This window comes from Chitinophaga sp. NPDC101104 (assembly GCF_050277495.1).
Taxonomy (GTDB): Bacteria; Bacteroidota; Bacteroidia; order Chitinophagales; family Chitinophagaceae; genus Chitinophaga.
This window is the reverse complement of the sequence record NZ_JBNNSF010000002.1, coordinates 77,741-102,546: the sequence shown is the minus strand read 5'-3', so window position 1 is coordinate 102,546 and position 24,806 is coordinate 77,741. Positions and strand designations below refer to the sequence as shown.

Below are 24,806 nucleotides of genomic sequence, written 5' to 3'. Positions count from 1 at the left end.
GGTCAGGTTTCCTTTCCTTTTCTCTTGAACATTCACGCTATTACTCCTGCATTCTGCTACGACGGTATCGGAAGGAGGCCCGGGCGGTTTGTCAACCGTCCAGGCCTCTCCTTTAATACAGTTATCAGTCGAATTTCAGGTCCAGACCCAGGCCTCTCAGCTCATGGATCAATACGTTGAAGGACTCGGGCACACCGGCTTTCGGTATGTTGTCGCCCTTAACGATCGATTCGTAAGCTTTCGCGCGGCCCACGATGTCGTCAGACTTGATGGTGAGCAGTTCCTGCAGGATGTTGGCGGCACCGTACGCTTCCAGGGCCCACACCTCCATCTCACCGAAACGCTGGCCACCGAACTGGGCTTTACCACCCAACGGCTGCTGCGTAATGAGGGAGTAGGGTCCGATCGAACGGGCGTGCATCTTGTCGTCCACCATGTGGCTCAGCTTCAGCATGTAGATGATACCTACCGTTGCTTTCTGGTGGAAGCGCTCCCCGGTTTCGCCATCGTACAGGTACGTGTGGCCGAAGCTCGGCAGTTTCGCTTCGGAAATGTATTCCGCGATCTCTTCGGTGCTCGCACCGTCGAAGATCGGCGTCGCGAAACGCAGGCCCAGTTTCTGGCCAGCCCAACCGAGTACGGTTTCGTAGATCTGGCCAAGGTTCATACGGGAAGGTACGCCCAGCGGGTTCAGCACGATATCCACAGGAGTTCCGTCTTCCAGGAACGGCATGTCTTCGTCACGCACGATCTTGGCTACGATACCCTTGTTACCGTGGCGGCCCGCCATCTTATCACCCACTTTCAGCTTACGTTTGCTGGCCAGGTAAACCTTCGCCAGTTTCAGTACGCCTGCAGGCAGTTCGTCACCGATGGAGATGTTGAATTTCTCGCGTTTATAACGGCCCAGCTCCTCGTTGTACTTGATGTTGTAGTTGTGGAGCAGGGTATTGATCTGGTCGTTGGTGTCCTGATCGGTCGTCCAGCCCAGGGGGTTCACGTTCTGGAAATCCACGTTCGCCAGGTTCTTCGCGGAGAACTTGGACCCTTTGGAAATCAGCACTTCGCCGTAGGTGTTGGTGATGCCCGCGGAAGTTTTTTCCTTCAGCAGGGTCAGCAGTTTGCCCATCAGTACTTCCAGCAGATCTTCCTCGTTTTTCTGGTGGATTTTCTCCAGTTTCTCGAGGGCTGCTTTCTCGCGGGTTTTGGAATTTTTATCCTTCTTCGCGCGGGAGAACAGTTTTTTGTCGATCACCACACCTTCGGTAGACGGGGGCGCTTTCAGGGATGCGTCTTTCGCGTCCGAAGCCTTGTCGCCGAAGATCGCGCGGAGCAGTTTCTCTTCCGGAGAAGGATCGCTTTCGCCGCGGGGAGTGATCTTGCCGATGAGGATGTCGCCTTCCTTGATGTGAGCGCCCACGCGGATGATACCGTTCTGGTCCAGGTCCTTCGTAGCTTCTTCGCTCACGTTCGGGATATCCGGCGTCAGTTCTTCTTCACCCAGCTTGGTGTCGCGCACTTCCAGCTCATACTCGTCGATATGGATGGAAGTAAACCAGTCTTCCTTGGCTACGCGCTCGGAGATTACGATAGCATCCTCGAAGTTGTAACCTTTCCAGGGCATGAACGCAACTTTCAGGTTGCGGCCCAGTGCCAGCTCGCCGGCGCGGGTTGCGTAACCTTCCGTGAGGAAGTCCCCTTCTTCCACCTTCTGGCCTTTCTTAACGGCAGGACGAAGGTTGATACAGGTGCTCTGGTTGGTTTTTACGAATTTGGTCAGTTGATAAACGATCAGGTCGTCTTCGAAGCTCACCAGTTTCTGCATTTCGTCGCGCTCGTAACGTACATGGATCTCGTTGGCGTCAACGAATTCCACAACGCCCTTGCCTTTCGAAGTGATCTGCAGACGGGAGTCGCGCGCTGCCTTACCCTCGAGGCCGGTTCCCACGATGGGGACCTGCGGAGCGATCAGCGGAACAGCCTGGCGTTGCATGTTCGAGCCCATGAGCGCACGGTTGGCGTCATCATGCTCAAGGAACGGGATCAGGGAGGCGCTCAGACCAACGATCTGGTTCGGCGCAACGTCCATGAACTCCACTTCCTGCGGGTCCAGGATGGGGAAATCGCCCGTCTCGCGGGATTTAACTTTATCACCGGTAAACGCGCCTTTCTCGTCGAGCGGGGCGTTCGCCTGTGCGATTTTAACGGAGTCTTCTTCTTCTGCGCTCAGGTACTCGATCTTGTTCATATCTACTTTACCGTCTTTCACCTTGCGGTACGGCGTTTCGATAAAGCCCATCTCGTTCACCATGGCGTGTACGCACAGGGTGGAGATCAGACCGATGTTCGGACCTTCAGGGGTCTCGATGGTGCAAAGACGGCCATAGTGGCTATAGTGTACGTCACGCACCTCGAAGCCTGCGCGCTCGCGCGACAGACCGCCGGGCCCGAGCGCGGAGATACGACGCTTGTGCGTGATCTCTGACAGCGGGTTCGTCTGGTCCAGGAACTGCGACAGCTGGCTGGTACCGAAGAAAGAGTTGATCACGGAAGACAGCGTCCTCGCGTTGATCAGGTCTACAGGCGTAAACACCTCGTTGTCACGAACGTTCATACGCTCGCGGATGGTACGGGCCATACGCGCCAGGCCTACGCCGAACTGCGCGTACAATTGCTCGCCCACGGTGCGTACGCGGCGGTTGGACAGGTGATCGATATCGTCGATCTCCGCCTTGCCGTTGGTCAGCTGCACGAGGTATTTAATGATCGAAATGATGTCTGCCTTGGTCAGCACCTTCATATCGAGCGGTGTGGCCAGGCCGAGTTTGCGATTGATCTTGTAACGGCCTACGTCGCCCAGATCATAACGCTTATCGGAGAAGAATAATTTATCGATAATGCCCCTTGCTGTTTCGTCATCCGGCGCATCGGCACCGCGCAGTTGGCGGTAGATGTGCTGAACGGCTTCCAGCTCGGAGTTGGAGGTGTCTTTGTTGAGGGTATTGTAGATGATGGCAAAGTCGCCGCTCACTTCTTCCTTCTGCACGAATACGGACTTCACGCCCATATCGGTGATCAGTTCGATGTTCGCTTCGTCCAGGATGGAATCGCGCTCGAGCACGATCTCGTTCCTTTCGATGCTCACCACCTCGCCCGTGTCTTCATCCACGAAATCTTCCACCCAGCTGCGTAAAACGCGGGCAGCCAGCTTTTTGCCGGCATATTTCTCGAGGTTCTTGCGGTCTGCTTTCACTTCGTCAGCCATGCCGAACAGCTCCAGGATGTCCTTGTCCGTTTCATAGCCGATCGCCCTTAACAGGGTAGTAACCGGGAACTTCTTCTTACGGTCGATGTAAGCATACATCACGTTGTTGATGTCTGTCGCAAACTCCATCCAGGCACCTTTGAAGGGGATCACCCTTGCAGAGTAGATCTTGGTGCCGTTCGGATGCACGGACTGTCCAAAGAACACACCGGGCGAACGGTGAAGCTGGGATACAACTACACGCTCGGCGCCGTTGATAACGAAAGTACCTCTGGGGGTCATGTAGGGGATGTTCCCAAGGAACACGTCCTGCACAATAGTTTGGAAATCAACGTGTTCCTCGTCGTTACAGCTGAGGCGGAGTTTCGCTTTCAGCGGAACGGAATACGTCAAACCCCGCTCAATACATTCTTCGATGGTATAACGCGGAGGGTCTACGAAATAGTCCAGGAACTCCAGATTGAAGATATTTCTGGTATCCGTGATCGGGAAGTTTTCCTTGAATACTTTAAAAAGGCCTTCGTTGTTACGCTTGTCTGGTGTGGTTTCTAATTGGAAGAAATCCTTGAAAGATTGGATTTGGATAGCCAACAGATCCGGTGTCTCAGCAACTTGTTTGATCTTTCCAAAATTTACTCTTTCGTTAGTTTGGGCTTTTTTTAGAGACATATTCGAAGTTAGCAGTTAATATGACTTGTATTGAATAAGGGAAATTAACGATTCTTTGCCAAAAACATCCAAATTATTGTAACTCAACCATCACGACCGGTAATTTCCCGTTTGCCGGGCCATCAGGAAAAGATACGTTCCCAAAGGGAATAAGGCCAAAAAGTACCGGAGCACTTTTTGACCTTAAAAAGAATGTATATTATGCAAAGAATTACTGAATTTCTACGTCAGCGCCTGCTTCAGTCAGCTTCGCTTTCAGATCTTCTGCTTCAGCCTTGCTAACGCCTTCTTTCACTGATTTCGGAGCACCGTCAACCAGTTCTTTGGCTTCTTTCAGACCGAGGCCAGTCAGGTCTTTTACAACCTTAACTACGTTCAGTTTGCTGGCACCTGCAGATTTCAGAACTACGTTGAAAGCAGTTTTTTCTTCAGCAGCAGCAGCTCCGCCACCACCGTCAGCAGCTACAACAACTGCAGCAGCAGCAGGTTCGATACCGTATTCGTTCTTCAGAACGTCTGCCAGTTCCTGTACTTCCTTAACAGTAAGACCTACTAATTGTTCAGCTAATGCTTTTACGTCTGCCATTGTATGATATTTTTTGTGTTGTTTTAAAATGTTGAATTAGAATATATTGTGACTTGGAAGCCAATTTGTAACCGATTACTCGGCGGCGGGTGCGGCTACTTCTGCAGCGGCTTCTCCACCTTCTTTCTTGCCTTTCTCGAGCAGGGCAGCGATTACGCGCTTTGCAGGAGATTGCAGCAGACCGATAACTTCGCCGATAAGCTCGTTCTTGGTCTTGATCTTCGTCAGGTTCGCCAGCTGGTTGTCGCCCAGGTAGATTTCGTCAGCCACGAAAGCAGCTTTCAGAACGGGTTTTTCCAGTTTAGCGTTCGCCTTGCGGAAAGTGCTGATGATCACAGCAGGCTCTTTCGGGCTGTCGGAGAACATCAGGGCTGTAACACCGTTCAGTGCTTCGTAGATACCTGCATATTTCTCGCTGTCCAGGCTTTCCAGTGCCTTTTTGATCAGGGTGTTCTTCGCCACTTTCATTTCCACGTTCTTGTCGAAACAAACCCTTCTCAGGTGGTTCACCTGCGCTACCGTCAGTGACTCGGTATTGGTAATATAGAAGTTGCTGTACTGAGAGAACTTGCTTTTCAGCACCTCAATCACTTCATTCTTTTGGTCTTTGTTCATTGCTTAATGTTTAACATTGACTGCTTACTGCCTTCACTGCCTCGCGGCTCCGGCACCAACGGCCGTCAATTAGTTTTGAACAGATTTAGTGTCGATTACGATGCCCGGGCTCATGGTCGCTGCCATGCTCAGACCTTTCAGGTAAGTACCTTTGGCGGTAGAAGGCTTCAGCTTGATGATCGCATTGATCAGCTCCTGGCTGTTCTGCTCGATCTTCTCGGGAGCGAAGGATACACGGCCGATAGACGCGTGGATGATACCAGCTTTGTCTACCTTAAAGGTAATTTTACCACCTTTCACCTCGGTAACGGCTGCTGCCACGTCGTTGGTAACAGTACCGGTCTTCGGGTTCGGCATCAGGTTACGGGGGCCCAGGATCTTACCCAGCTTACCGATCTTCGGCATCGTTGCGGGCGTCGCAATGATTACGTCTACATCGGTCCAGCCAGCTTCGATCTGCGCGATGAAATCATCCAGACCTACGAAGTCAGCACCGGCTTCTTTCGCAGCAGCCTCTTTGTCGGGCGTGCAAAGTACCAGCACTTTCTTGGTTTTACCAGTACCGTGAGGAAGCGTAACGGAACCACGGATCGCCTGGTCGGCTTTCTTCGGGTCTACGCCCAGACGGATATGCAGATCGACAGAAGAGTCGAATTTCGTGCAGTTAATATCTTTTACAAGGGCAGACGCTTCTTTCAGGCTGTAAGACTTGTTCTTGTCCACCTTCGCGTCAGCTACTTTTCTTTTTTTCGTTGCCATTTTCAGAATGTTTTACTTAATTCCTGCTTTCACAGGGTGAACAATTTAGTTTTCCCAGGGCGCTTTACCGTCTACGGTGATACCCATGCTGCGCGCAGTACCAGCCACCATTCTCATGGCGCTTTCCAGCGTGAAGCAGTTCAGGTCAGGCATCTTGTCTTTGGCGATTGCCTCAACCTGATCCCAGGATACTTTACCCACCTTGTTACGGTTAGGCTCTTTGGAACCACTCTGAACTTTCGCAGCTTCCAGCAGTTGAACCGGAGCCGGAGGAGTTTTGATAACGAAATCAAAGGATTTGTCAGTGTAAACAGTCAGTAACACCGGTAATACCTTACCCATCTTGTCCTGGGTACGGGCATTGAACTGTTTGCAGAACTCCATGATGTTCACACCTTTCGAACCCAGTGCAGGGCCAATCGGAGGAGCAGGGTTGGCTTGGCCACCTTTCACCTGGAGTTTCACGTACGTTGCGATCTCTTTTGCCATTGTGTTGTTTTTAATTTGGTTAAACGTTTCCCCTCCCGTCGCCGGAAGCAGAAACTCCCAAAACTCAAAAGTCGTTCGTTAAAAGACATTTTAAGGGGGATGCAAAGGTAGGTAATATTTAATTGATTCGCAAAAAATATTTGGACTTCGGCATTTTTTTTGCTACTATACGGGAATAGGAATTTTACTGCATGACTAACTGCCTGTAAACGAATGTGATACATCCGGGTTGCCGAACCTTGCAAAGATACGGATTTTCCCCCTCTTCCCTCCCCCGTCCACCCCTGCTGCCATTATTTTCTCCCCATCCCTTCCCGCTTTTTTATAAATTTATCCCCCATAAGCTTTTCCACATGCTATTTCTCCTCTTTTCGCTCTTGTTCAACTCACCAGAAAACCTATCGACCGGCATGAAAAACACCGTACTCTTTATCGGCTCCTACTCCGAAGCGTCCAAAGATGGCATCCGCGCACTCATCCTCACCGACAAAGCTCCCTGGTTCGGGGCCGACCGGAAAGGCATCAGCGGCATCGCCAACCCCTCCTTCCTTAAACTGTCCCCAAACCGCAAAATGCTCTACGCCGTCTCCGAAGTCGGTGAAGGCACCGTTCAGGCATACGCCATCCAACCCGCCGGCGGCCAGGCCCCTCCCGGCCTCACGCCCGCAGGCACTCCGCAACCCGCCGGAAACGGCCCCTGCCACATCTCCGTAGACCCGCAAAACCGGCATATCATCGTCTCCAACTATAATGGCGGCAGTCTTTCCGTTTTCCCGCTCGACGAAAACGGCATCCCCCGCACCGCCGTACAACGCCTCCACTTCAGCGGCAAGGGGCCCAACCCCTCCCGCCAGGAAGCCCCGCACGCCCATTCGACCCTCTTCTCGCCCGACGGCAAGCAGGTCTTCGCCGCCGACCTGGGCACCGACCGCATCTACATATATGATTACGACCCGAAGCACGATAAACGCCCGCTGACCCCAGCCCAACAGCCTTTCACCACCACCACGCCCGGCGGCGGCCCCCGGCACATGGCTTTCTCTGCCGATGGAAAACTCCTCTTCGCCGTGCTGGAGCTCAATGGCCAGGTCCAGACCTTCCGCTATCAAAACGGCGGCCTCACACCCCTGCAAACCGTTTCCGCCGCGCCCGCCGATTATAAGGGCGACAATTTCAGCGGAGCAGACATCCATCTTTCCCCCGACGGTAAATTCCTCTATACTTCCCTCCGCGGCGATATCCACCAGATCGCTATATTCAAAGTACAGGCAGATGGGTTACAACTCGTTAAAAACCAGCCGCTTCCCGGAAAAGAGCCCCGTAATTTCTGCCTGTCGCACGATGGAAGCCTCCTGTACTGCGCCCTACAGAAAAGCGGGACGATCGTCGTTTTCAAGCGCGATCCGGAAACGGGACTGTTGACCGACACCGGCATGTCCATGGAAACGCCTGCTCCCGTATGCCTGGAAATCCTGTGATAATTGCATGTGGCAACAGGCAAAAAGTTGCTGATGCATGTATTTCGTAATTTCATGGCCTTAAACCCCTTAGTTATGAAACGAATGTGTTTGTTCATCGCAATCGTCTGCAGTACCGTTATTTCCGCCCGCGCGCAGGACGAAGCCGCCCAGAAAGCCTGGATGGATTACATGACGCCCGGCCCCATGCACAAAATGATGGCTATGGCCAACGGCACCTGGAATACGGACCTCACTTTCTGGATGTCGCCCGGCGGGCCTTCTTCCAAATCCACCGGCAGCTGTACCAATCGCATGATCCTTGGCGACCGTTACCAGGAAACCGTTCACACGGGAGACATGGGCGGCATGCAATTCGAAGGGCATGGGATCCTGGCGTACGATAACGCCAAGAAGGTGTTCCAGTCTGTTTGGTACGACAATATGGGAACCGGTATCATGATGCTCGAAGGCAAGTACGACGATGCTACCCGCAGCATGACGCTGACGGGCTCGTCTGTCGACCCAACGGGCAAGCCCATGGGCATCCGCGAGGTGTTCAAATGGATAGACGACAATACCCAGTTCATGGAAATGTACATGATGCAGGACGGTAAGGAATTCAAGAGTATGGAAATGAAGCTGACCCGCAAATAGGCGGTTGGCCAACTTTCAGGATTCTTAGCGGCTGCGCGAATGGCGTGGCCGCTTTTTTATTGGAGGTATTCCATTGAAACCAGGGGATAGGGCGATCGCAGCGATGGATGATAACACTTCCGGAAGCGTGTATACGTTGCGTATAGGGCCGGAAAGGCTTGTCTATCAAGCATTCTGGCGTAAGGGGCAAATAATTCTCCATGCTGGATGCAGTTGGGGCTGCTTATCGCGCATTCTGGCAATGGCGGGTAAAAATGCTTTCCATGCGGGATGCAGATGGGGCAAAAAAAAGAGGCTGCCGGATGGCAACCTCTCGAGTATGGTGGAAAACCAGGGTTAGCTGATTTTTTCTACCTGCATAAAGTTGAGCTCTACCGGTGTGGCGCGGCCGAAGATCTTTACGGTTACTTTCAGTTTCTTCTTGTCTTCGAGTACTTCTTCGATGACGCCGTTGAAGTCGTTGAAAGGGCCGTCGATGATCTTGATGGTTTCGCCAACGATGAACGGTTCGCTCATGGTAAGGCCCTGGTCGGAAATCTCGTCTACTTTTCCGAGCATTTTATTGACTTCGGATTTGCGGAGAGCGATGGGTTTTTCCTTACCGAGGAAGTGGATAACGCCAGACACGTTTCGGATGGCCTGGATCACTTCGTCGTTCATTTTCCCTTCGATGGCTTCGATCATCACATAACCGGGATAGAAGTTTTTTTCGCGCATTACTTTTTTACCGGCTTGCACTTTATAAACTTTCTCCACGGGAAGGAAAACCTGGGTGATAACGTTGGCCCAATCACTGCGGCGGATCTCGATATCCAGGTATTCTTTGACTTTCTTCTCTTTGCCACTTACCACGCGCAGCACGTACCATTTGGTTTCCTGAGCGGGCTGAGTGGGGATTTGGGCTTCATCCATTATTGAAACAGTTTATAGTATTGCGATAAAACCAGGTGGGAAGCGGTGTCCATACCCCAAACCATCAGGGTGATAATGATGGTGGCGATCAGTACGATCATGGTAGAGGACTGCAGTTCCTTCCAGGTAGGCCAGGATACTTTATGTACCAGTTCGTGGTAGGATTCTCTGAAGTAGTTGGTGACTTTGTTCATGTGATAATTTCTTGGGACTGAAGTTAAAAAACAATCCTGTTATGAACGATAAAAATTGCCTTCAAGGGAAATTGCGGATTTGTCGAGGAAATCTGCAATTTAACTTTCCGGCAATTTACATTTTAATCAGCACGGGCACTAGGATTCGAACCCAGATCAAAGGTTTTGGAGACCCGTATGCTACCGTTGCACCATGCCCGTGTGTAAGCCATCAGCACCTTTCGTTTTCACCGTCTGCAAAGATAATCTTTGGGAGATTACTTACGCAAGAACTGATGGCTTTTTTTTATTTTCTCAGTAGTAGACTACTGATTATTTCAGGATTTCAGTCACCTGACCAGCACCTACGGTACGGCCACCTTCGCGGATAGCGAATTTCAGACCTTTCTCCATAGCGATCGGTTGGATCAGTTTAACAGTCAGGCTGATGTTATCACCAGGCATAACCATTTCAACACCTGCCGGCAGTTCAACCTCACCAGTTACGTCCGTGGTACGGAAGTAGAACTGAGGACGGTATTTCTGGAAGAACGGCGTGTGACGGCCACCTTCTTCTTTGCTCAGTACGTAAACTTCGCATTTGAAGTCGGTGTGCGGAGTGATAGAACCGGGCTGGCAGATAACCATACCGCGACGGATCTGAGTTTTCTCAATACCGCGGAGGAGCAGACCGGCGTTGTCACCAGCTTCACCTTCGTCCAGCAGTTTTTTGAACATCTCAACGCCGGTGCAGGTAGATTTCATAGATTCTGCTTGCAGACCTACGATCTCAACGTTCTCACCAACTTTGATACGACCGCGCTCGATACGACCGGTAGCAACAGTACCACGACCGGTGATGGAGAACACGTCTTCTACCGACATCAGGAAGGGTTGGTCAACCGGGCGGGGAGGCAGGGGAATGTAAGTATCAACTGCTTCCATCAGTTCCTCGATCTTAGCGATCCACTGGGGATCACCTGCGAGAGCGCCGGTAGCGGAGCCTTGGATGATGGGCACATTATCGCCGTCGAAACCATAGGAAGACAGCAGTTCGCGCAGCTCGATCTCAACGAGTTCCAGCAGCTCGGCGTCGTCTACCAGGTCTACTTTGTTCATGAATACAACCATACGGGGAACACCTACCTGGCGAGCGAGCAGAACGTGCTCTTTCGTCTGGGGCATCGGACCGTCGGTAGCAGCTACTACCAGGATAGCACCGTCCATCTGGGCGGCACCGGTGATCATGTTTTTCACATAGTCAGCGTGGCCAGGGCAGTCAACGTGAGCATAGTGACGGTTTGTAGTCTGATACTCTACGTGTGCTGTATTGATGGTGATACCTCTTTCTTTTTCTTCAGGAGCCGCGTCGATCTCGTCATATCCTTTCTTCTCAGCCAAGCCCTTGTTTGCCAGAATTGTAGTAATGGCAGCAGTCAAGGTAGTTTTACCGTGGTCAACGTGACCAATGGTACCAATGTTAACGTGGGGTTTATCCCGCTTAAAGGTTTCTTTTGCCATTGTATTTTTTTTTAAGATGGTTTGTAAAGTTTATTGCTTTATAGTTGTTTTAAAACGTACTTAACAAACTGGAGCCCGCCGCAGGAATTGAACCCGCTCCTTCTCGCTTACTGGCGAAACGCTCATCCATTGAGCTTACCGGCTTCGTTAAACTTCGAATTTCGGATACCGGCCACAGAAATTTCCCAGAAGGACTTTCCGGTTACCCAGCATCCGAATTCTTTTGAGCTGTTGATGAGAATTGAACTCACGACCTCTTCCTTACCAAGGAAGTGCTCTACCCCTGAGCTACAACAGCGTTGAAGGTGCTTTAGAGCGGGAGACGAGGTTCGAACCCGCGACCTACAGCTTGGAAGGCTGTCGCTCTACCAACTGAGCTACTCCCGCACATCGCTTTGCCTCATCTACATTTCTACCAAAACACACTACGCAAAGCTTGCATTTTTGGTGGGCAGGACAGGATTCGAACCTGTGAAGTCGAAAGACAGCGGATTTACAGTCCGCCCCATTTGGCCGCTCTGGAACCTGCCCGACTTACTTAATAACCTTTTGAGCCAGCAGAGGGATTCGAACCCCCGACCCACTGATTACAAATCAGTAGCTCTGGCCAACTGAGCTATGCTGGCATTCTTTTGTCAAGAAAAAGATTAACATTCTTGCTTAAAGGGAGTGCAAAATAAGGGTGAAAATTTTATTAAAACAAATATTTTTTTTCACTTTCCCAAGATTTTTCAAAACTCACTTGTTTCGGCTAAAATGCCCTACAGCAAAGAACTTTACTACCTTCACCGATCCCTTTTTGAATCGGGATGGCAAAGGTAGTAAAGAGAATATTAATTCCAAAATATTTTTGAGATTTTAATGTAAATTCTTCTCTTTCTTACGCTTGATCTGGTTAACAAGGCTGTCAAACGCAAGATCGAAGGACTCTTCGAAGGATTTGCTCTCATGCTTTACAAAGAAGCTGTGGCGGGGTACATTTACGCGGATCTCCGCTATTTTGTCTTTTACCTGGTGGGCTAACTGATCTAATTTCAGGAAAATCTCGACTTGTACAATCTTGTCGTAAAAGGTGGAAAGTTTCTGGACTCTTTTATTCACATGATCAATTAATTTGGCGTCAGCATCAAAACGCACAGTTTGAATTTGAACATTCATAGCACTAAAATTTTACATTTAACAATCTGATTTCAAATTAGTAGTCATACATCATAGGCGCATTTTTTATATAAAGAACTGTATTACTAATATACTAATTCTTCCCACTCAAATCAATGTGTCTGCCCCTAAAAATTTTGTTAAAATGACCATATCCAATATTAACGCTTCCTCCGCCCCTAACGGATGACGCGCATCATTCGCCAGCCTGTTTTTGATTAGTGCATTTTCCTGTCAATAAAAATTTTGATACTACCCCCGCGGATGCGCCTGCTTATGCACCCGGCGCAGCTTCTCGATCGTATTATGGGTATACACCTGGGTAGATGCCAGGCTCGCATGGCCCAATAACTCCTTCACCGCATTGATATCCGCCCCGTTGTTCACCAGGTGCGTCGCGAACGTATGCCGCAACACGTGCGGGCTCCGCTTTTTCAACGTAGTCACCCGCTCCAGCACCCGGCGCACGGTACGGTACACGTCCCAGGCCTGAACAGGCTTGCCATTGGGCAGGCAGAGCATCGCCCTCCCGGCATAACCCGGAACGGCTTCCCGGCGCTTATCGAAGTAATCCCGGATGTCTTTCAGCAACACGGTCCCCACCGGGATGATCCGCTCCTTATTGCCCTTACCGAGCACTTTGATCTGTCCGTTGGAAATATCGACGCTCTTGTCTTCCAGACCGACCAGCTCCGCGCGCCGGATGCCGGCATGGTACAGCAACCGCATGATAAGGCGTTGGGTAACCCCGGCGAAGTCGTCGCCGAATAGCGGCTCCTCCTCCCCTGCAGGCGGCTGCGCGAGCTTTTCCATGGCCATTTCGTCTACGAACACGGGCAACCTTTCCGGCAGTTTGGGGCCGGTGACACGCGCCATGGGACTTTGCTGGATCACGCCTTTTCGCAGGGCGAACTTAAAGAAAGACCTGAGGGCCGACATCTTCCGGCGGATGGTAACGGCGGAGGCGGGCGCTGGCGCACCCTTACGGGCGTCTTCCGCTTTTTTACGGCCTTCCAGGCCGAGGGCGAGCCACGACTTGATATGGGAAGCCTTCACGCTCTCGAGCGGGATGCCGTCGTACTGACTTTGCAGGTATTGAAAAAACTGGTGAAGATCAAGGGAATAGGATTGCACCGTATGCGGCGAGTACCGCTTTTCGAGGGAGAGCCAGGCGAGGAAATCCTGCGCCAGAGGAGGAAGGTGCACTTGATCCAACACAAAAAAATTGATGATTGTAAAGATACATTAATCCTTTACAATCATCAATTTCGTGTATAAAAAGATGTTACTATCTAATTATTGATCGAACTTGCCGGTTGCTACCTGCTGCTTGTATACAGCCTTCAGCACCTGGGTGCGACGGCGGATAGAAGGCTTGGTAAACGACTGACGCTCTCTCAGTTGCAGCAGAATTTTCGCTTTCTCAAATTTCTTTTTATACTTTTTGAGCGCTTTGTCGATGTTTTCGCAATCTTTGGAATCGATGATTAACATATTTCTCCTTTATTCTGTTTTACAGTATATTTTTACGGACAGCAAAGGTAATCATAACTTTTTTATTCGCAAAATATATTCGTCATTTCTTCTGCCGGCAATTCTCCATTAAATTTGTGTATTATGTTTACCGGCATTATTGAAACGACAGGCATCGTGGCCACCGCCACCACAGCGGGCGGCAACCTGGAACTCACCATCAGCACGCCCCTGGCGCAGGAATTGAAAATCGACCAGAGCGTATCCCACAACGGCGTTTGCCTGACCGTCACGGCAGTGGAGGCAGACCGTTACACCACCGTAGCGGTAGCGGAAACGCTGCAAAAGACCAATATCGGCGACCTCCAACCCGGCCATGCCGTGAACCTGGAAAGGGCCATGATCTTTAACAGCCGGATCGACGGGCACATCGTGCAGGGGCATGTAGACGGCACGGGGACGTGCCTGTCCGTTGACCCGCAAGACGGCAGCTGGCTTTTCCGGTTCGGTTTCGACCCTTCCTTTGCGCCGCTGATCGTCGAAAAGGGGTCTATCTGCCTGAACGGCGTCAGCCTCACGGTGTTCGACATTTCCGACGATGCGTTTTCCGTGGCGATCATACCATATACATACGATCACACCAATATCCGGCACCTGAAACCCGGCAGCACCGTGAACCTGGAGTTCGACATCCTGGGCAAATACGTGGCGCGCCAATTACAAACCCGAGCGAAACCATCCCTCACAACATGAACCATCCCATCACCGACCTGTTGGGCGTCCGGCATCCTGTGATCATGGCCCCCATGTTCCTCGTCAGCAACGAGGCCATGGTCAGCGCCGCGATCCGGAGCGGCATCGCAGGCACATTCCCTTCCCTGAACTACCGGAAGGAAGGTGAGCTGCACGCCGTGCTGGAAAGGCTCAACGCCGTCCGTACCGCCCATCCCGGCGGCAACTACGGTGTCAACCTCATCGTACAAAAAACGAACCCGCTCTATAAAAAGCACCTGGAAGCCTGCGTGGCAGCCAAAGTTCCGTTTTACATCACCTCCCTCGGCAATCCCCGCGAAGTGATCGACGCCGCCCATTCCTATGGCGCGAAGGTCTTTTGTGACGTCACCAACCTCGAGCACGCCCATAAAGCGGCGCAGGCGGGCGCAGACGGATTCATCGCCGTATGCTCGGGCGCGGGCGGCCACGCCGGCCCCTATCCCATGCACATCCTCGTTCCCGCACTGCGGAAAGCCTTCCCGGACATGCCGGTTGTAGCCGCCGGCGGCATCGCTTCCGGCCAGCAAATGGCCAGCGCCATGGTGCTCGGCGCAGACGGCGTTTCCATCGGCACGCGCTTCATCGCCAGCCCGGAAGCCAATGTGAGCGACGAATACAAGCAAGCCATCGTGGACCATGGCATGGAAGACATCGTGCTCACCGAACGCCTTTCCGGCACGCCCTGCAATATCATCAATACCCCCGCCGCCCAGAAGCTCGGTTACAAGCAAAGCAGCTGGGAGAAATGGCTGTCGCGCAACCCGCGCACCAAGAAATACTTCAAGATGATGGTGCAGCTCAAAGGCATGAAAATGCTGGAAAAAGCGACCAAACCCAATTACTATAACCAACTGTGGAGCGCAGGTCAGAGCGTGGAAATGGTAGACGGCATCGAGCCCGTGGCAACCATCGTTTCCAACCTGACGGAGGAGTACCGGCAAAGTTTTCAGCCCTTCTGCAAATGACTGTAATCGATAAACAAAAGGCCCGGCTGTCTGTCGCGGCCTTTTTCTTTCTCAATGGAATTTGTTTCGCCTCCTGGGCTTCCCGGATTCCGGCCATCCAGGAGCATTTGAACCTGAGCGAAGCGGCGCTGGGAAGTTTGCTGCTTTGCATTCCCGTTGGCGCGCTCATTTCGCTGCCGATAGCTGGGTGGCTCGTGACGAGGTCGGGCAGCCGCCACGTGATGATCCTGGCGGCGGTTTTGTATGCCGTTTTCCTTTTCTGCATCGGCCAGGCGGGCAATCCCTGGATATTGGGCTTCGTCCTTTTCCTCTTCGGGTTTGCCGGCAACCTGGGCAATATTTCGGTGAATACGCAGGCCGTGAGCGTGGAAGCGTTGTACGGCAAATCGATCATGTCGTCGTTCCACGCCGTGTGGAGCCTCGCGGGGCTCGCGGGCGCGGGGATCGGCACGCTGATGGTAAACCTCAAAACGCCGCCATCCCAGCACTTCATGATGGTAGCGGGTTTCGCCATGCTGATGATCATCCTGTCTTTCCGCAACTCCCTTCCCCACACCAAAACCGCGGGCGAGCGCCAGCCGATTTTCGTGAAACCCGACCAAGCCCTCGTCAGCCTGGGCATCATCGCCTTCTGCTGCATGATCTGCGAAGGCACGATGTACGACTGGAGCGGGGTTTACTTCGCGAAAGTGGTGGAAGCCGATCCCGGGAAAGTGACCATCGGGTACACGGCTTTTACCGCAGCAACGACATCAGGAAGGTTCGTGGGCGACTGGCTGACCAAACGGTTCGGTATTTCGGGCATGCTGAAAGGCAGCGGCGTGCTGGCGGCATCAGGATTATTGCTGGCCGTGGCTTTCCCGACGGTATGGATGTCTGCACTGGGATTTTTCCTGGTGGGACTGGGCGTTTCCACCGTTATTCCCCTGGTGTACAGCCAGGCGGGGCGCACCAAAACCATGAGCCAGAGCATGGCGCTCGCCGCCGTGAGCACGTTCGGGTTTTTCGGGTTCCTGCTGGGGCCGCCGCTGATCGGGTTCATCGCCCAGGCGTCGGGCCTGCGGATATCTTTCATCTTCATTGCGCTCATGGCTTCCATGATCACGGTGATGGCGATGAGACGGCCGGCAGGCGGGGAAGGCAAGTAAAACTTATTATCTTTGCGCCATGTCAGAAACACCGAATTTTCAGGAAGGCGCCGTGCTGTTGATCAACAAACCCTTGACCTGGACGTCGTTCGACGTTGTCCGCAAGATCCGCAATACCACCAAAGCCAAGATAGGCCATGCCGGCACGCTGGACCCCTTAGCCACGGGGCTTCTCATCTGCTGCACGGGCAAAATGACGAAGAAAATCAACGAATACCAGGCCAAAGAAAAGGAATACACCGGCACCTTCACCCTCGGCGCCGTAACCCCTACGTTCGACCTGGAATCCGAACCGCAAGACCATCAACCCGTCCCGGAACTGGACCTCGCCGCATTGCAGGCCATCGCCGATACCTTCACCGGCCCCCTGCAGCAGCTGCCGCCCATCCACTCCGCCATCAAACAGAACGGAAAACCCATTTACCACCTTGCCCGCAAAGGCGTGGAAGTGAAAGTAGAGCCCCGCGCCATCACGATCCATGCTTTCGAGATCACGAAAGTGGAACTGCCCGTCGTTCATTTCCGCGTGGAATGCAGCACCGGCACCTACATCCGCTCCCTCGCCAACGATTTCGGCGCAGCCGCGGGATGTGGCGGCTATCTCAGCAGCCTGTGCCGCACCCGCATCGGCGACTTCAAACTGGAAGACGCGATGGATGTGGTCCAATTCATCGATGAATACAAGAAAAAACAGGAAACTCAGAACGGATAGCCGATCGCTACGTTCCAGATTATATTGTCGCGGCGCCAGCGGCCATCGCCCAGCGCCCATTCGCTGACGAACCATTTCTTGCCGCCTTCGGCAGGATATGGTTTCTTGAGCGGGATGCCCCAATCGAGGCGGATGACGAAATAACTAAAATCCAGCCGCGCACCGGCACCGGTACCGATCGCCAGGTCGTTGTACAGGTTCTTGAGCTTGAACGCCGCACCAGGCCTGCTGGAATCTTCCTTCAACATCCAGATATTACCGAAATCCAGGAAGGTAGCGCCTTTCAGCATCATCGTCCCGCCAAACAGGCGGAGGATGTTGAACCGGTATTCCACATTCCCTTCGAAACGCATATCGCCCGTTTGATCGGGGAAGATGGCGGATTGCGCCAGCGTATCGCTGCGGAACGAGCCCGGGCCCAGCGTGCGCAACCGCCAAGCGCGGATGCTGTTGGGGCCTCCGGAAGTGAATTGCCTGACGTAAGGCAGCACGTCGCTCTGCCCGTAAGGCAGGCCCAGGCCGAGATAGGCGCGGGTGGCCACACTGCTGCTGTTGTAATTCCAGTAGTGGCGATAATCGAGGTCCAGCCGCACGAAACGCGAAATATTCACGTTGGCGGCCGATTCCAGGTCGTCGCGCTTATTGGTCAGCACATTCAGCAAACTGTTCACCCCTTCCAGCCATGCGCCCGATTCCTCGATGGCGGCGCGGAAATAGGTGTTCTGTCTTTTATGGAAAATATCGTCGTTACTGAAGATGAACGCCGCCGCTTCGCCGCCGATGAATGCCGGCTCGAAGCTGCGCTGCAAATAAGGGTTCTTGCTCACCACCGTATCCCTGAAACCCTGCACCAGCGTAACGCCCACGTAATTCAGGTTAAACGGTTTCACGCTCCAGCGCTTGTAGATCGATTCGTTCCACTCATATCCCAAAGCGCCCGTCACCGTCCGGATATTGAAACGGTCGATACGGCGGAGATTGTTGTACCCCGCGGAAATGCGCGTTTTAGCCGTAGAGCGGTAATTCTGCCGCACTCGGAAAGGCAGCATGAACCGCGGCAGCACGTAATCGGCATTGATGCCGTATTCCTGCGACTGCAGCGAAAGCCCCGCGCGCGACTGGTTCCGCAGTTCCAGGCCGCCTTTCACGGTAATATGCAATTCGTTGGCCGCCCGGTTGAGGTTGAAGTGACGGTACCCCACCGAAACGGCGCTACCCACGGCATAGTCGTTGGAAGTGGTTACATCGAAGTTGGTGCTCATTTCCTGCTTCTTGCGCGGCGATAGCTGGATGTAGGCGTCCAGTTTCTGGACGGTATCTTTCACGTCTTTATACTGCAAGCTCACGAACTGCCAGAGGTTGAGATCGTACAGCCGGCTGATGGTATTGCTGTAGTTGGACGTGGAATATCTTTCTCCCGGCCGCAGCTGGATGGCGCGTGTGAGCACGCGCGGGCGAACGATGTTCTGATGGTATTTGATAGTGAGGTTGCGCGTGGTAGTGGTATGGAAAGTACTGTCTTCGGTGCTTTCCTGCAGCGTCATGTCGGGATAAACGAAAATTTTGTTGAGGTAGAAAAGCTTCGTCTGATCGCTGGCGGAGTCTTCCGGCGGAAGGATCGCCACTTCCACGTCGAGCGTCGGCTTCTGATCCGCGCGCAGCACGCCGGGCATCACCTCGAAAGGGTTGAGCGGGTCAACGAAGAGGGACTTATTGAGGGTGTCGACGGTGAAAACGACCAGGTCGCGGTTGAATTTATAATACCCCGCGTCGCGGATGAGGCGGGTGAGGCGCTCGCGCTCGCTGCTCAGGTTGGACGCTTTGTAGGGGACGTCGGTTTTGAGGAGCGACAGCTTCTCCCCTTCCTTCACGACCTGCGCGATGGCGGTGTCGGGGATATCGTAAATGATCTTGCGGACGATGAAATTCTTGCCGGTGTTGACCTGGTAGGTGACGGCCGCTTTCTGACCGTGATCGCTCTGGCGGGATTGGACGGTGGCGTAGAAATAGCCCTGATTGTTGAGATAGGCGACCATCCGGTCCATCGACTCTTTGGTTTTCACCGAGTCGTAGATAACGGGGGCTTCGAGGTTCCGTTCGCTCAGCATGAGGTTCCAGAACCAGTTGCTTTTCTTTTCGTAGTTCTTTTGATTGTAAAGCCAGACTTTGATGCGGGACCCGAGGAATTTGCGGTTAGGCTGCTGCAGCATGAGCGAGCGGCTGGACAGGTCATTTTTCAGGTCCGTTTTTTCGTTGGACGACAGCGCGCCGTTGATCTCGACTTTCGTGCTTACCAGCAGGCTTTGATTTTCCTGGAGGTAGCGGGTGTTGGAGCAGGCAGCCAGGAACAGGCATACCATCAGCCAGAGCGCACGCTGCAGGGGCTGTCCGAAAGGGGATGGGTATGTCGGTTTCTTCACTGTCAGACTGAATTAACGGGTAAGTGCCGGGCCCGCCGTGGCGGGACATGTTGGCTGAATGCCGGAATTCACGTAGGTTTGACCCTATGTTATCAAAGGCGCAAATTAAATATATTACCGGATTACAGCACAAAAAATACCGTCAAAAATTTGGCCAGTTTGTGGCCGAAGGCGATAAGATCGTCCAGGAATTACTGGGATCGGGTGTTGGCGTCAAGGCAGTGTATGCCACGCAGGAGTGGCTGCTCGATAACCGGGAACTGGCCGAAAAGGCCACTGGCGTGGAAGTGCTGGAAGTGAGCCCGGAGGTCCTGAAGCAGCTGTCGTCCCTTTCCGCCCCCAACCGCGCCGTGGCTTTGGCAGACATGCCGCCCGCGCGCGACTTCGTTCCCGAAGGCGTTTCCCTCGCGCTGGAAACCATCCAGGACCCCGGGAACCTGGGCACCATCATTCGTATAGCCGACTGGTTTGGCATCCGGCAGGTGGTGTGCTCGCCCGATTGTGTAGACGCTTTCAACGCCAAAACCATCCAGGCCACCATGGGCAGCTTTTTGCGCGTGAGCGTCATCATCCGCGACATCCCGCAGTTCCTGGAAAAACACGCGTCCCTCCCCTCCTACGCCGCCACCCTTCACGGTAACGATATTACCCTTACACCAAAAATCGATTCGGGAATTATCCTCATCGGCAATGAATCCCGCGGACTGAGCGACGAAACCCTCCGCCGCAGCAGCCATCACATCACCATCCCGCGCATCGGCCAGGCCGAATCCTTGAATGCCGCCGTGGCGGCAGGGATCATTTGCGGAAGGCTCCTTATTTGAACTGAATGGCCCGCACCGGCAGTATCCGCCGGATGAGCAAAGACGGGATAATGAGCACCAGCACGCATATCACCAATGTTCCCACATTGATCAGCGCTACTTTCCACCACTGAATGGCGATGGGCGCCACAGACATGTAATACGCTTCTTCCGGCAGCCGGATGAAGCCCGTGTATTGTTGCAGGAACGCCAGGCCCAGGCCCAGCACGTTCCCGATCACGATCCCGGCGATCACGATGTAGCCAGCCTGGTACAGGAATATCCGCTGGATGGAGGAATTGCGCATGCCCAGGGCTTTGAGAATGCCGACCATGTTCGTTCTTTCCAGAATGAGGATCAGCATCGCCGTGATCATGTTGAACACCGCCACGATGGTCATGATGATAAGAATGATCTGTTCGGATTTATTCTGTAACCCAAGCCAGTCGAAGATATTGGGATAAATCTCCTGCATGCTGCGCATCCCCAGCTCGGCCGTGGTCAGTTCGTCGCCGATGCGCTCGGCCGCCGTAGCCATATCGCCGAACTGGTTGAGGTGCACTTCGTAGCCGCCGATTTCGTCGGGGTCCCAGTCGTTGAGGCGGCGGATGAGATTGATATCGCCCACCACGTAGGTTTTATCGTATTCTTCGATGCCGGTTTTGTAGATGCCGCAAACGGTGAGCTTCCGGGCGCGCGGCGAAAGGCCGTCGCCCCGCATGAAATACATCACCAGCGCGTCTCCCGGTTTCAGGTGGAGGGATTTGGCGGTGCTGGCCGAAATGATGACCTCGGATGCGTAACCGCTGTCCTGCGCCTTTGTGGTGCGGCCTTCGATGATGAAAGGAAGGGCTTGCCCGGCCGGGGAGCCTTTGAAGATCATCCCTTCGGTTTCGCGGCCTTTTTTAACGATGACGGATTTGGTGGCGAAGGGACTGATGAATTTGACCTGCGGAAGGGCGGCGATGCGCTTTTCGAGGTCGGGATCCTCGGCGAAGGGGGCCTGCTCGGTGAGCGGGCCGCCGGGTGCGCGGTAGTCGGTGATATGATAATGGCCCCAGAAGCTGAAGATCTTCTCGGAGATCACGTGCTGAAACCCGTTGATCATTGCCGTGGCGATGATCATCACCGCAACGCTGAAGCCCGTGGCCGCCATGGCGATGTTGATGATGAACCGCGAAAAGGACGAAGACCGGTTGAAAGCGATCCTTCCGGCAATAAACATGGAGATGCGCATGGCGCGAATTTATACATTTTAGAAATTCATTGTAAATTACAGCTATGAGGATAGTTGCTTTCGTTTGCTGCTCCCTGGCGGCACTATTGTTTTTCCCCGGCGCCCACGGTCAGGTAAACTCCATCACGCCCGACCATATCTACCACCAGAACATCGCCACGGTTAAACTGACGCCCCCAGGCGAAATGCTCGGCCTGCCCATCATCGCGCTCAATTCCGGCGACCAGCTGGAACTGCAGTTCGACGATCTGCAGAACGTCATCAAATCCTACTACTACACCCTGCAGCTCTGCAATTCCGACTGGACGCCCGCCCAGGTCAACACCATCGATTACCTCCGCGGCTTCTCCGAAGTACAGATCCGCGATTACCGGTTCTCCAGCGTTGCGTTGCAAAAATACGTGCATTACAAAGCCCGCATCCCCGGCAACAACTCCACGCCTACACGGGCCGGCAATTACCTGCTGAAAGTGTACCTGGACGGAGATACCAACCGCCTGGCCTTCACCCGCCGGCTCATGGTCATCAACAACAAAGCCGGCGTGGCGGGATGGATTTCCCAGCCCACCAATCCCAAATTCTTCCGCAACTCACAGAAGATCAACGTTTCCGTCAATACGAAAGGCCTCAACCTCCAGAATCCGTTCGACCAGCTGAAGATCGTCATCCAGCAGAATTTCCGTTGGGATAACGCCATCACCGGCATCAAACCGATGTTCATCAAGGGTGATGTGATCGAGTACAATGCGGAGCAGGACTGTATCTTCCCCGCCATGAAAGAATGGAGATGGGTGGATTTAAGGAGCTTCCGGCTGCAAACCGAGCGCGTCCGCAATACGGAATACCTCCGCAACGGCACCGTCGTGAACGTGATGCCCGATGTACCGCGGGATAATACCGTATATCAGTACCTCCGCGATATCAACGGCATGTACGATCCTTCCACTATCGAGGATTACAACATCCAGTTCGAGGGCGACTACGCCCGCGTCAACTTCAATTTCCCCATGAAAGAGCCTTTCGCCGGTTACGATATGTACATTTTCGGGGAACTGACGCAATATGAGCTGAACGATCGCAACAAAATGACCTGGAACGGCGAAAAAGGCGCTTACGAAGGCGCGCTTTTCCTCAAACAGGGCTACTATAACTACGTGTATGGCCTGGTAGACCGCACCCGGCGCGATGCCGCCATGAGCACCGACCTCACGGAAGGGAACTGGTGGGAGACAGAAAATGCCTACACGGTCCTCGTTTATTACCGCACGCTCGGCGGCCGCCACGATGAACTGGTAGGCATGCTCCGGATGAATTCCCTCACTAACAGGCAACGCTAACTCACTGAATCGATCTGATCCTGGAAACAGAAAATGCCTACACGGTCCTCGTTTATTACCGCACGCTCGGCGGCCGCCACGATGAACTGGTAGGCATGCTCCGGATGAATTCACTCACCAACAGGCAACGCTAGGGCGTTTGCGTGATCTGCGGCACCTGCGGATCTGTCTGGTAAATCGACTGTCTTAATTTCACGATGTTGGCTGCGCCACGCTTGATGATGATGCGCGTACCGCGGTCGTACGTGAAATAGCGGTACACCCAGTTGATCATCACCACCAGCTTGTTCCTGAAACCCAGCAGGTTGAGCAGATGCACGACCATCCACGCGATCCAGGCGATGTACCCGCTCAGCCGGATGCCGGCGAACTCCGTTACGGCGCGGTTGCGGCCGATGGTGGCCATGGAGCCGAGATCCTTGTACTTAAAGGGTTTCAGCGTATCGCCCTTCAGCATTTTCGAGATGTTTTTGCCCAGTTGCTTGCCCTGCTGCATCGCTACCTGTGCTACCATGGGATAACCTTTGGGGAAGCGCTCGTCGTTCACCATCATGGCGATGTCGCCGATGGCGTAAATATTTTTCGTGTCTTTGATGAGGTTCAGGTCGTTGACATGGACGCGGCCGTTCGGCAGCATGGCTGTTTCCGGCAAACCGGGGACCGACATGCCTTTCACGCCCGCGGCCCAGATGAGGGATTGTGTTTCCAGCGTGTCTCCGTTGCCCAGTGTGAGGTGCAGGCCGTCGTAATCCTTCACGGCTACGTTGGTGAGCACTTTCACGCCGATATGCTCCAGGGCGGCTTTGGTTTTCCGGCTGGTTTCTTCGGACATGCCCGCCAGTACGCGAGGCCCCGCTTCGATGAGGTACACGTCCATAAGGTGGATGGGCAGTTCGGGATAATCTTTCGGAAGGATGTATTTCCGCAGCTCAGCGAAAGCACCTGCCAGCTCAACGCCCGTAGGCCCGGCGCCCACCATCACGAAGTTCAGTTTGGGACGGATGGCCGCTTCGTCGGAGATCAGCAACGATTCTTCGAACTGTTTGAGCACGTAATTCCTGATTTGCACCGCCTCGATGAGGGATTTCATCCCAATGGCGTGCTCCTCGATCATTTTATTGCCGAAAAAGTTGGTGTTGGAGCCGGTGGCAAGCACGAGATAGTCGTAACGGATATCGCCGATATTGGTTTCCAGGACGTTATTGGCCGTGTCCACTCCTTTCACTTCGGCCATTCGGAAATGGAAATTCTTTTGCTTTTTGAAGATGCCGCGGAGCGGGAACGCGATGCTGTCCGGCTCCAGGCCTGCCGTTGCTACCTGGTACAGCAACGGTTGAAAAAGATGATAGTTGTTCCTGTCCAGCAGTACCACCTGAACGGCAGTCCCTTTCAGCGATTTGGCCAGATTGATCCCGGCAAATCCGCCGCCAACGATCACCACCCTGGGAAGCTTTGAATCCGGTATGTTCGGTTGTATCATGGTATTTGCGTTTAAGATGGTACAACATCGTGGCCACAAATGCCATACCACCAAAAGTTTCTCAAAATTACAAAACTTTCAGGATAAAATGAAAGATTTGAAAATAATGAATAAATATTCCGGTGGATGGAAGACCGTTGGGGGTTGTGCTATATAGGTAAAACAGCCATGGTGGCGGAATTGTTGGTAAAAAGAG

Annotated in this window: 22 protein-coding genes and 5 tRNA genes; 8 read left to right on the top strand and 19 right to left on the bottom strand. The window is 53.2% G+C overall.

Annotated features, from left to right (window positions below; genetic code table 11):
- Window positions 1–124: 124 nt before the first annotated feature.
- From rpoB to rplK, 5 genes are all read right to left on the bottom strand, one after another.
- Entirely contained in the window at window positions 125–3,934 is a 3,810-nt protein-coding gene (gene rpoB, locus ACQKLP_RS19030) for a DNA-directed RNA polymerase subunit beta (RefSeq protein WP_427324442.1), read from the bottom strand.
- A gap of 211 nt (window positions 3,935–4,145) precedes the next feature.
- Window positions 4,146–4,520, bottom strand: coding sequence for a 50S ribosomal protein L7/L12 (rplL, locus tag ACQKLP_RS19025; protein WP_423737600.1), 375 nt, complete (start codon window positions 4,518–4,520; stop codon window positions 4,146–4,148).
- A gap of 75 nt (window positions 4,521–4,595) precedes the next feature.
- Window positions 4,596–5,135: a 50S ribosomal protein L10 gene (rplJ, locus tag ACQKLP_RS19020; protein WP_427324441.1), complete on the bottom strand. Its 540-nt coding sequence runs from the start codon at window positions 5,133–5,135 to the stop codon at window positions 4,596–4,598.
- A gap of 69 nt (window positions 5,136–5,204) precedes the next feature.
- Window positions 5,205–5,894: a 50S ribosomal protein L1 gene (gene rplA / locus ACQKLP_RS19015; protein WP_341841070.1), complete on the bottom strand. Its 690-nt coding sequence runs from the start codon at window positions 5,892–5,894 to the stop codon at window positions 5,205–5,207.
- Between the two features lie 45 nt (window positions 5,895–5,939).
- Window positions 5,940–6,383, bottom strand: coding sequence for a 50S ribosomal protein L11 (gene rplK / locus ACQKLP_RS19010; protein WP_126246850.1), 444 nt, complete (start codon window positions 6,381–6,383; stop codon window positions 5,940–5,942).
- 410 nt (window positions 6,384–6,793) lie between these two features.
- Here rplK and ACQKLP_RS19005 point away from each other — a divergent pair, with 410 nt between their 5' ends.
- Together ACQKLP_RS19005 and ACQKLP_RS19000 are read left to right on the top strand one after the other, a co-directional pair.
- Window positions 6,794–7,861 (top strand): lactonase family protein, encoded by a 1,068-nt coding sequence (locus tag ACQKLP_RS19005; RefSeq protein ID WP_427324439.1) that lies wholly within the window; start codon window positions 6,794–6,796, stop codon window positions 7,859–7,861.
- Window positions 7,862–7,936: 75 nt separating this feature from the next.
- Window positions 7,937–8,497: a DUF1579 domain-containing protein gene (locus ACQKLP_RS19000; protein ID WP_427324438.1), complete on the top strand. Its 561-nt coding sequence runs from the start codon at window positions 7,937–7,939 to the stop codon at window positions 8,495–8,497.
- Window positions 8,498–8,833: 336 nt separating this feature from the next.
- Here the strand turns inward: ACQKLP_RS19000 and nusG are convergent, their stop codons facing one another.
- The 11 genes from nusG to rpsU form a co-directional block, all read right to left on the bottom strand.
- Window positions 8,834–9,409, bottom strand: a complete 576-nt coding sequence (gene nusG / locus ACQKLP_RS18995; protein ID WP_298717376.1) for a transcription termination/antitermination protein NusG — start codon at window positions 9,407–9,409, stop codon at window positions 8,834–8,836.
- Window positions 9,409–9,603: a preprotein translocase subunit SecE gene (gene secE / locus ACQKLP_RS18990; protein ID WP_298717379.1), complete on the bottom strand. Its 195-nt coding sequence runs from the start codon at window positions 9,601–9,603 to the stop codon at window positions 9,409–9,411. The genes nusG and secE overlap by 1 nt, the downstream gene beginning before the upstream one ends.
- 130 nt (window positions 9,604–9,733) lie before the next feature.
- A tRNA-Trp gene (locus tag ACQKLP_RS18985) sits at window positions 9,734–9,804 on the bottom strand.
- A gap of 111 nt (window positions 9,805–9,915) precedes the next feature.
- Window positions 9,916–11,103, bottom strand: a complete 1,188-nt coding sequence (gene tuf / locus ACQKLP_RS18980) for an elongation factor Tu (RefSeq protein ID WP_126246845.1) — start codon at window positions 11,101–11,103, stop codon at window positions 9,916–9,918.
- Between the two features lie 226 nt (window positions 11,104–11,329).
- A tRNA-Thr gene (locus ACQKLP_RS18975) sits at window positions 11,330–11,401 on the bottom strand.
- A gap of 16 nt (window positions 11,402–11,417) precedes the next feature.
- Window positions 11,418–11,490, bottom strand: a tRNA-Gly gene (locus tag ACQKLP_RS18970).
- A gap of 58 nt (window positions 11,491–11,548) precedes the next feature.
- Window positions 11,549–11,634 (bottom strand) — tRNA-Tyr (locus ACQKLP_RS18965).
- 21 nt (window positions 11,635–11,655) lie between these two features.
- A tRNA-Thr gene (locus ACQKLP_RS18960) sits at window positions 11,656–11,729 on the bottom strand.
- A gap of 232 nt (window positions 11,730–11,961) precedes the next feature.
- Entirely contained in the window at window positions 11,962–12,261 is a 300-nt protein-coding gene (locus ACQKLP_RS18955; protein ID WP_427324436.1) for an HPF/RaiA family ribosome-associated protein, read from the bottom strand.
- Window positions 12,262–12,513: 252 nt separating this feature from the next.
- Window positions 12,514–13,479 carry a tyrosine-type recombinase/integrase gene (locus tag ACQKLP_RS18950; protein WP_427324434.1) on the bottom strand — a complete coding sequence of 322 codons (966 nt, stop codon included), beginning with the start codon at window positions 13,477–13,479 and terminating at the stop codon, window positions 12,514–12,516.
- Between the two features lie 78 nt (window positions 13,480–13,557).
- Window positions 13,558–13,755, bottom strand: coding sequence for a 30S ribosomal protein S21 (gene rpsU, locus ACQKLP_RS18945; protein WP_126246843.1), 198 nt, complete (start codon window positions 13,753–13,755; stop codon window positions 13,558–13,560).
- A 123-nt stretch (window positions 13,756–13,878) separates the two neighbouring features.
- Between rpsU and ACQKLP_RS18940 the strand changes: the two genes are divergently transcribed.
- The 4 genes from ACQKLP_RS18940 to truB are packed head-to-tail and all read left to right on the top strand — an operon-like array spanning window position 13,879 to window position 17,333.
- Complete coding sequence (locus ACQKLP_RS18940) at window positions 13,879–14,487, top strand: riboflavin synthase (protein WP_427324433.1); 609 nt, start codon at window positions 13,879–13,881, stop codon at window positions 14,485–14,487.
- The gene (locus ACQKLP_RS18935) at window positions 14,484–15,473 is read left to right on the top strand and encodes an NAD(P)H-dependent flavin oxidoreductase (RefSeq protein ID WP_427324432.1); all 990 of its coding nucleotides are present in this window, start codon (window positions 14,484–14,486) and stop codon (window positions 15,471–15,473) included. The genes ACQKLP_RS18940 and ACQKLP_RS18935 overlap by 4 nt, the downstream gene beginning before the upstream one ends.
- Window positions 15,470–16,621, top strand: a complete 1,152-nt coding sequence (locus ACQKLP_RS18930; RefSeq protein WP_427324431.1) for an MFS transporter — start codon at window positions 15,470–15,472, stop codon at window positions 16,619–16,621. The genes ACQKLP_RS18935 and ACQKLP_RS18930 overlap by 4 nt, the downstream gene beginning before the upstream one ends.
- 19 nt (window positions 16,622–16,640) lie before the next feature.
- Window positions 16,641–17,333: a tRNA pseudouridine(55) synthase TruB gene (truB, locus tag ACQKLP_RS18925; protein ID WP_427324430.1), complete on the top strand. Its 693-nt coding sequence runs from the start codon at window positions 16,641–16,643 to the stop codon at window positions 17,331–17,333.
- Here truB and ACQKLP_RS18920 read toward each other — a convergent pair.
- Window positions 17,321–19,753, bottom strand: coding sequence for a BamA/TamA family outer membrane protein (locus tag ACQKLP_RS18920; protein WP_427324429.1), 2,433 nt, complete (start codon window positions 19,751–19,753; stop codon window positions 17,321–17,323). The two genes, truB and ACQKLP_RS18920, sit on opposite strands and share 13 nt — an antisense overlap.
- A gap of 47 nt (window positions 19,754–19,800) precedes the next feature.
- On the opposite strand from ACQKLP_RS18920, the gene ACQKLP_RS18915 reads away from it, so the two are divergent.
- A complete protein-coding gene (locus tag ACQKLP_RS18915; protein ID WP_427324428.1) occupies window positions 19,801–20,577 on the top strand; it encodes a TrmH family RNA methyltransferase in 777 nt (258 codons plus the stop codon).
- Here the strand turns inward: ACQKLP_RS18915 and ACQKLP_RS18910 are convergent.
- Window positions 20,570–21,793: an ABC transporter permease gene (locus tag ACQKLP_RS18910; RefSeq protein WP_427324427.1), complete on the bottom strand. Its 1,224-nt coding sequence runs from the start codon at window positions 21,791–21,793 to the stop codon at window positions 20,570–20,572. The genes ACQKLP_RS18915 and ACQKLP_RS18910 overlap by 8 nt on opposite strands.
- Window positions 21,794–21,837: 44 nt before the next feature.
- On the opposite strand from ACQKLP_RS18910, the gene ACQKLP_RS18905 reads away from it, so the two are divergent.
- Entirely contained in the window at window positions 21,838–23,130 is a 1,293-nt protein-coding gene (locus ACQKLP_RS18905; protein WP_427324426.1) for a DUF5103 domain-containing protein, read from the top strand.
- A gap of 130 nt (window positions 23,131–23,260) precedes the next feature.
- Here the strand turns inward: ACQKLP_RS18905 and ACQKLP_RS18900 are convergent, their stop codons facing one another.
- Window positions 23,261–24,610, bottom strand: a complete 1,350-nt coding sequence (locus ACQKLP_RS18900) for an NAD(P)/FAD-dependent oxidoreductase (protein WP_427324425.1) — start codon at window positions 24,608–24,610, stop codon at window positions 23,261–23,263.
- Window positions 24,611–24,806: the final 196 nt, after the last annotated feature.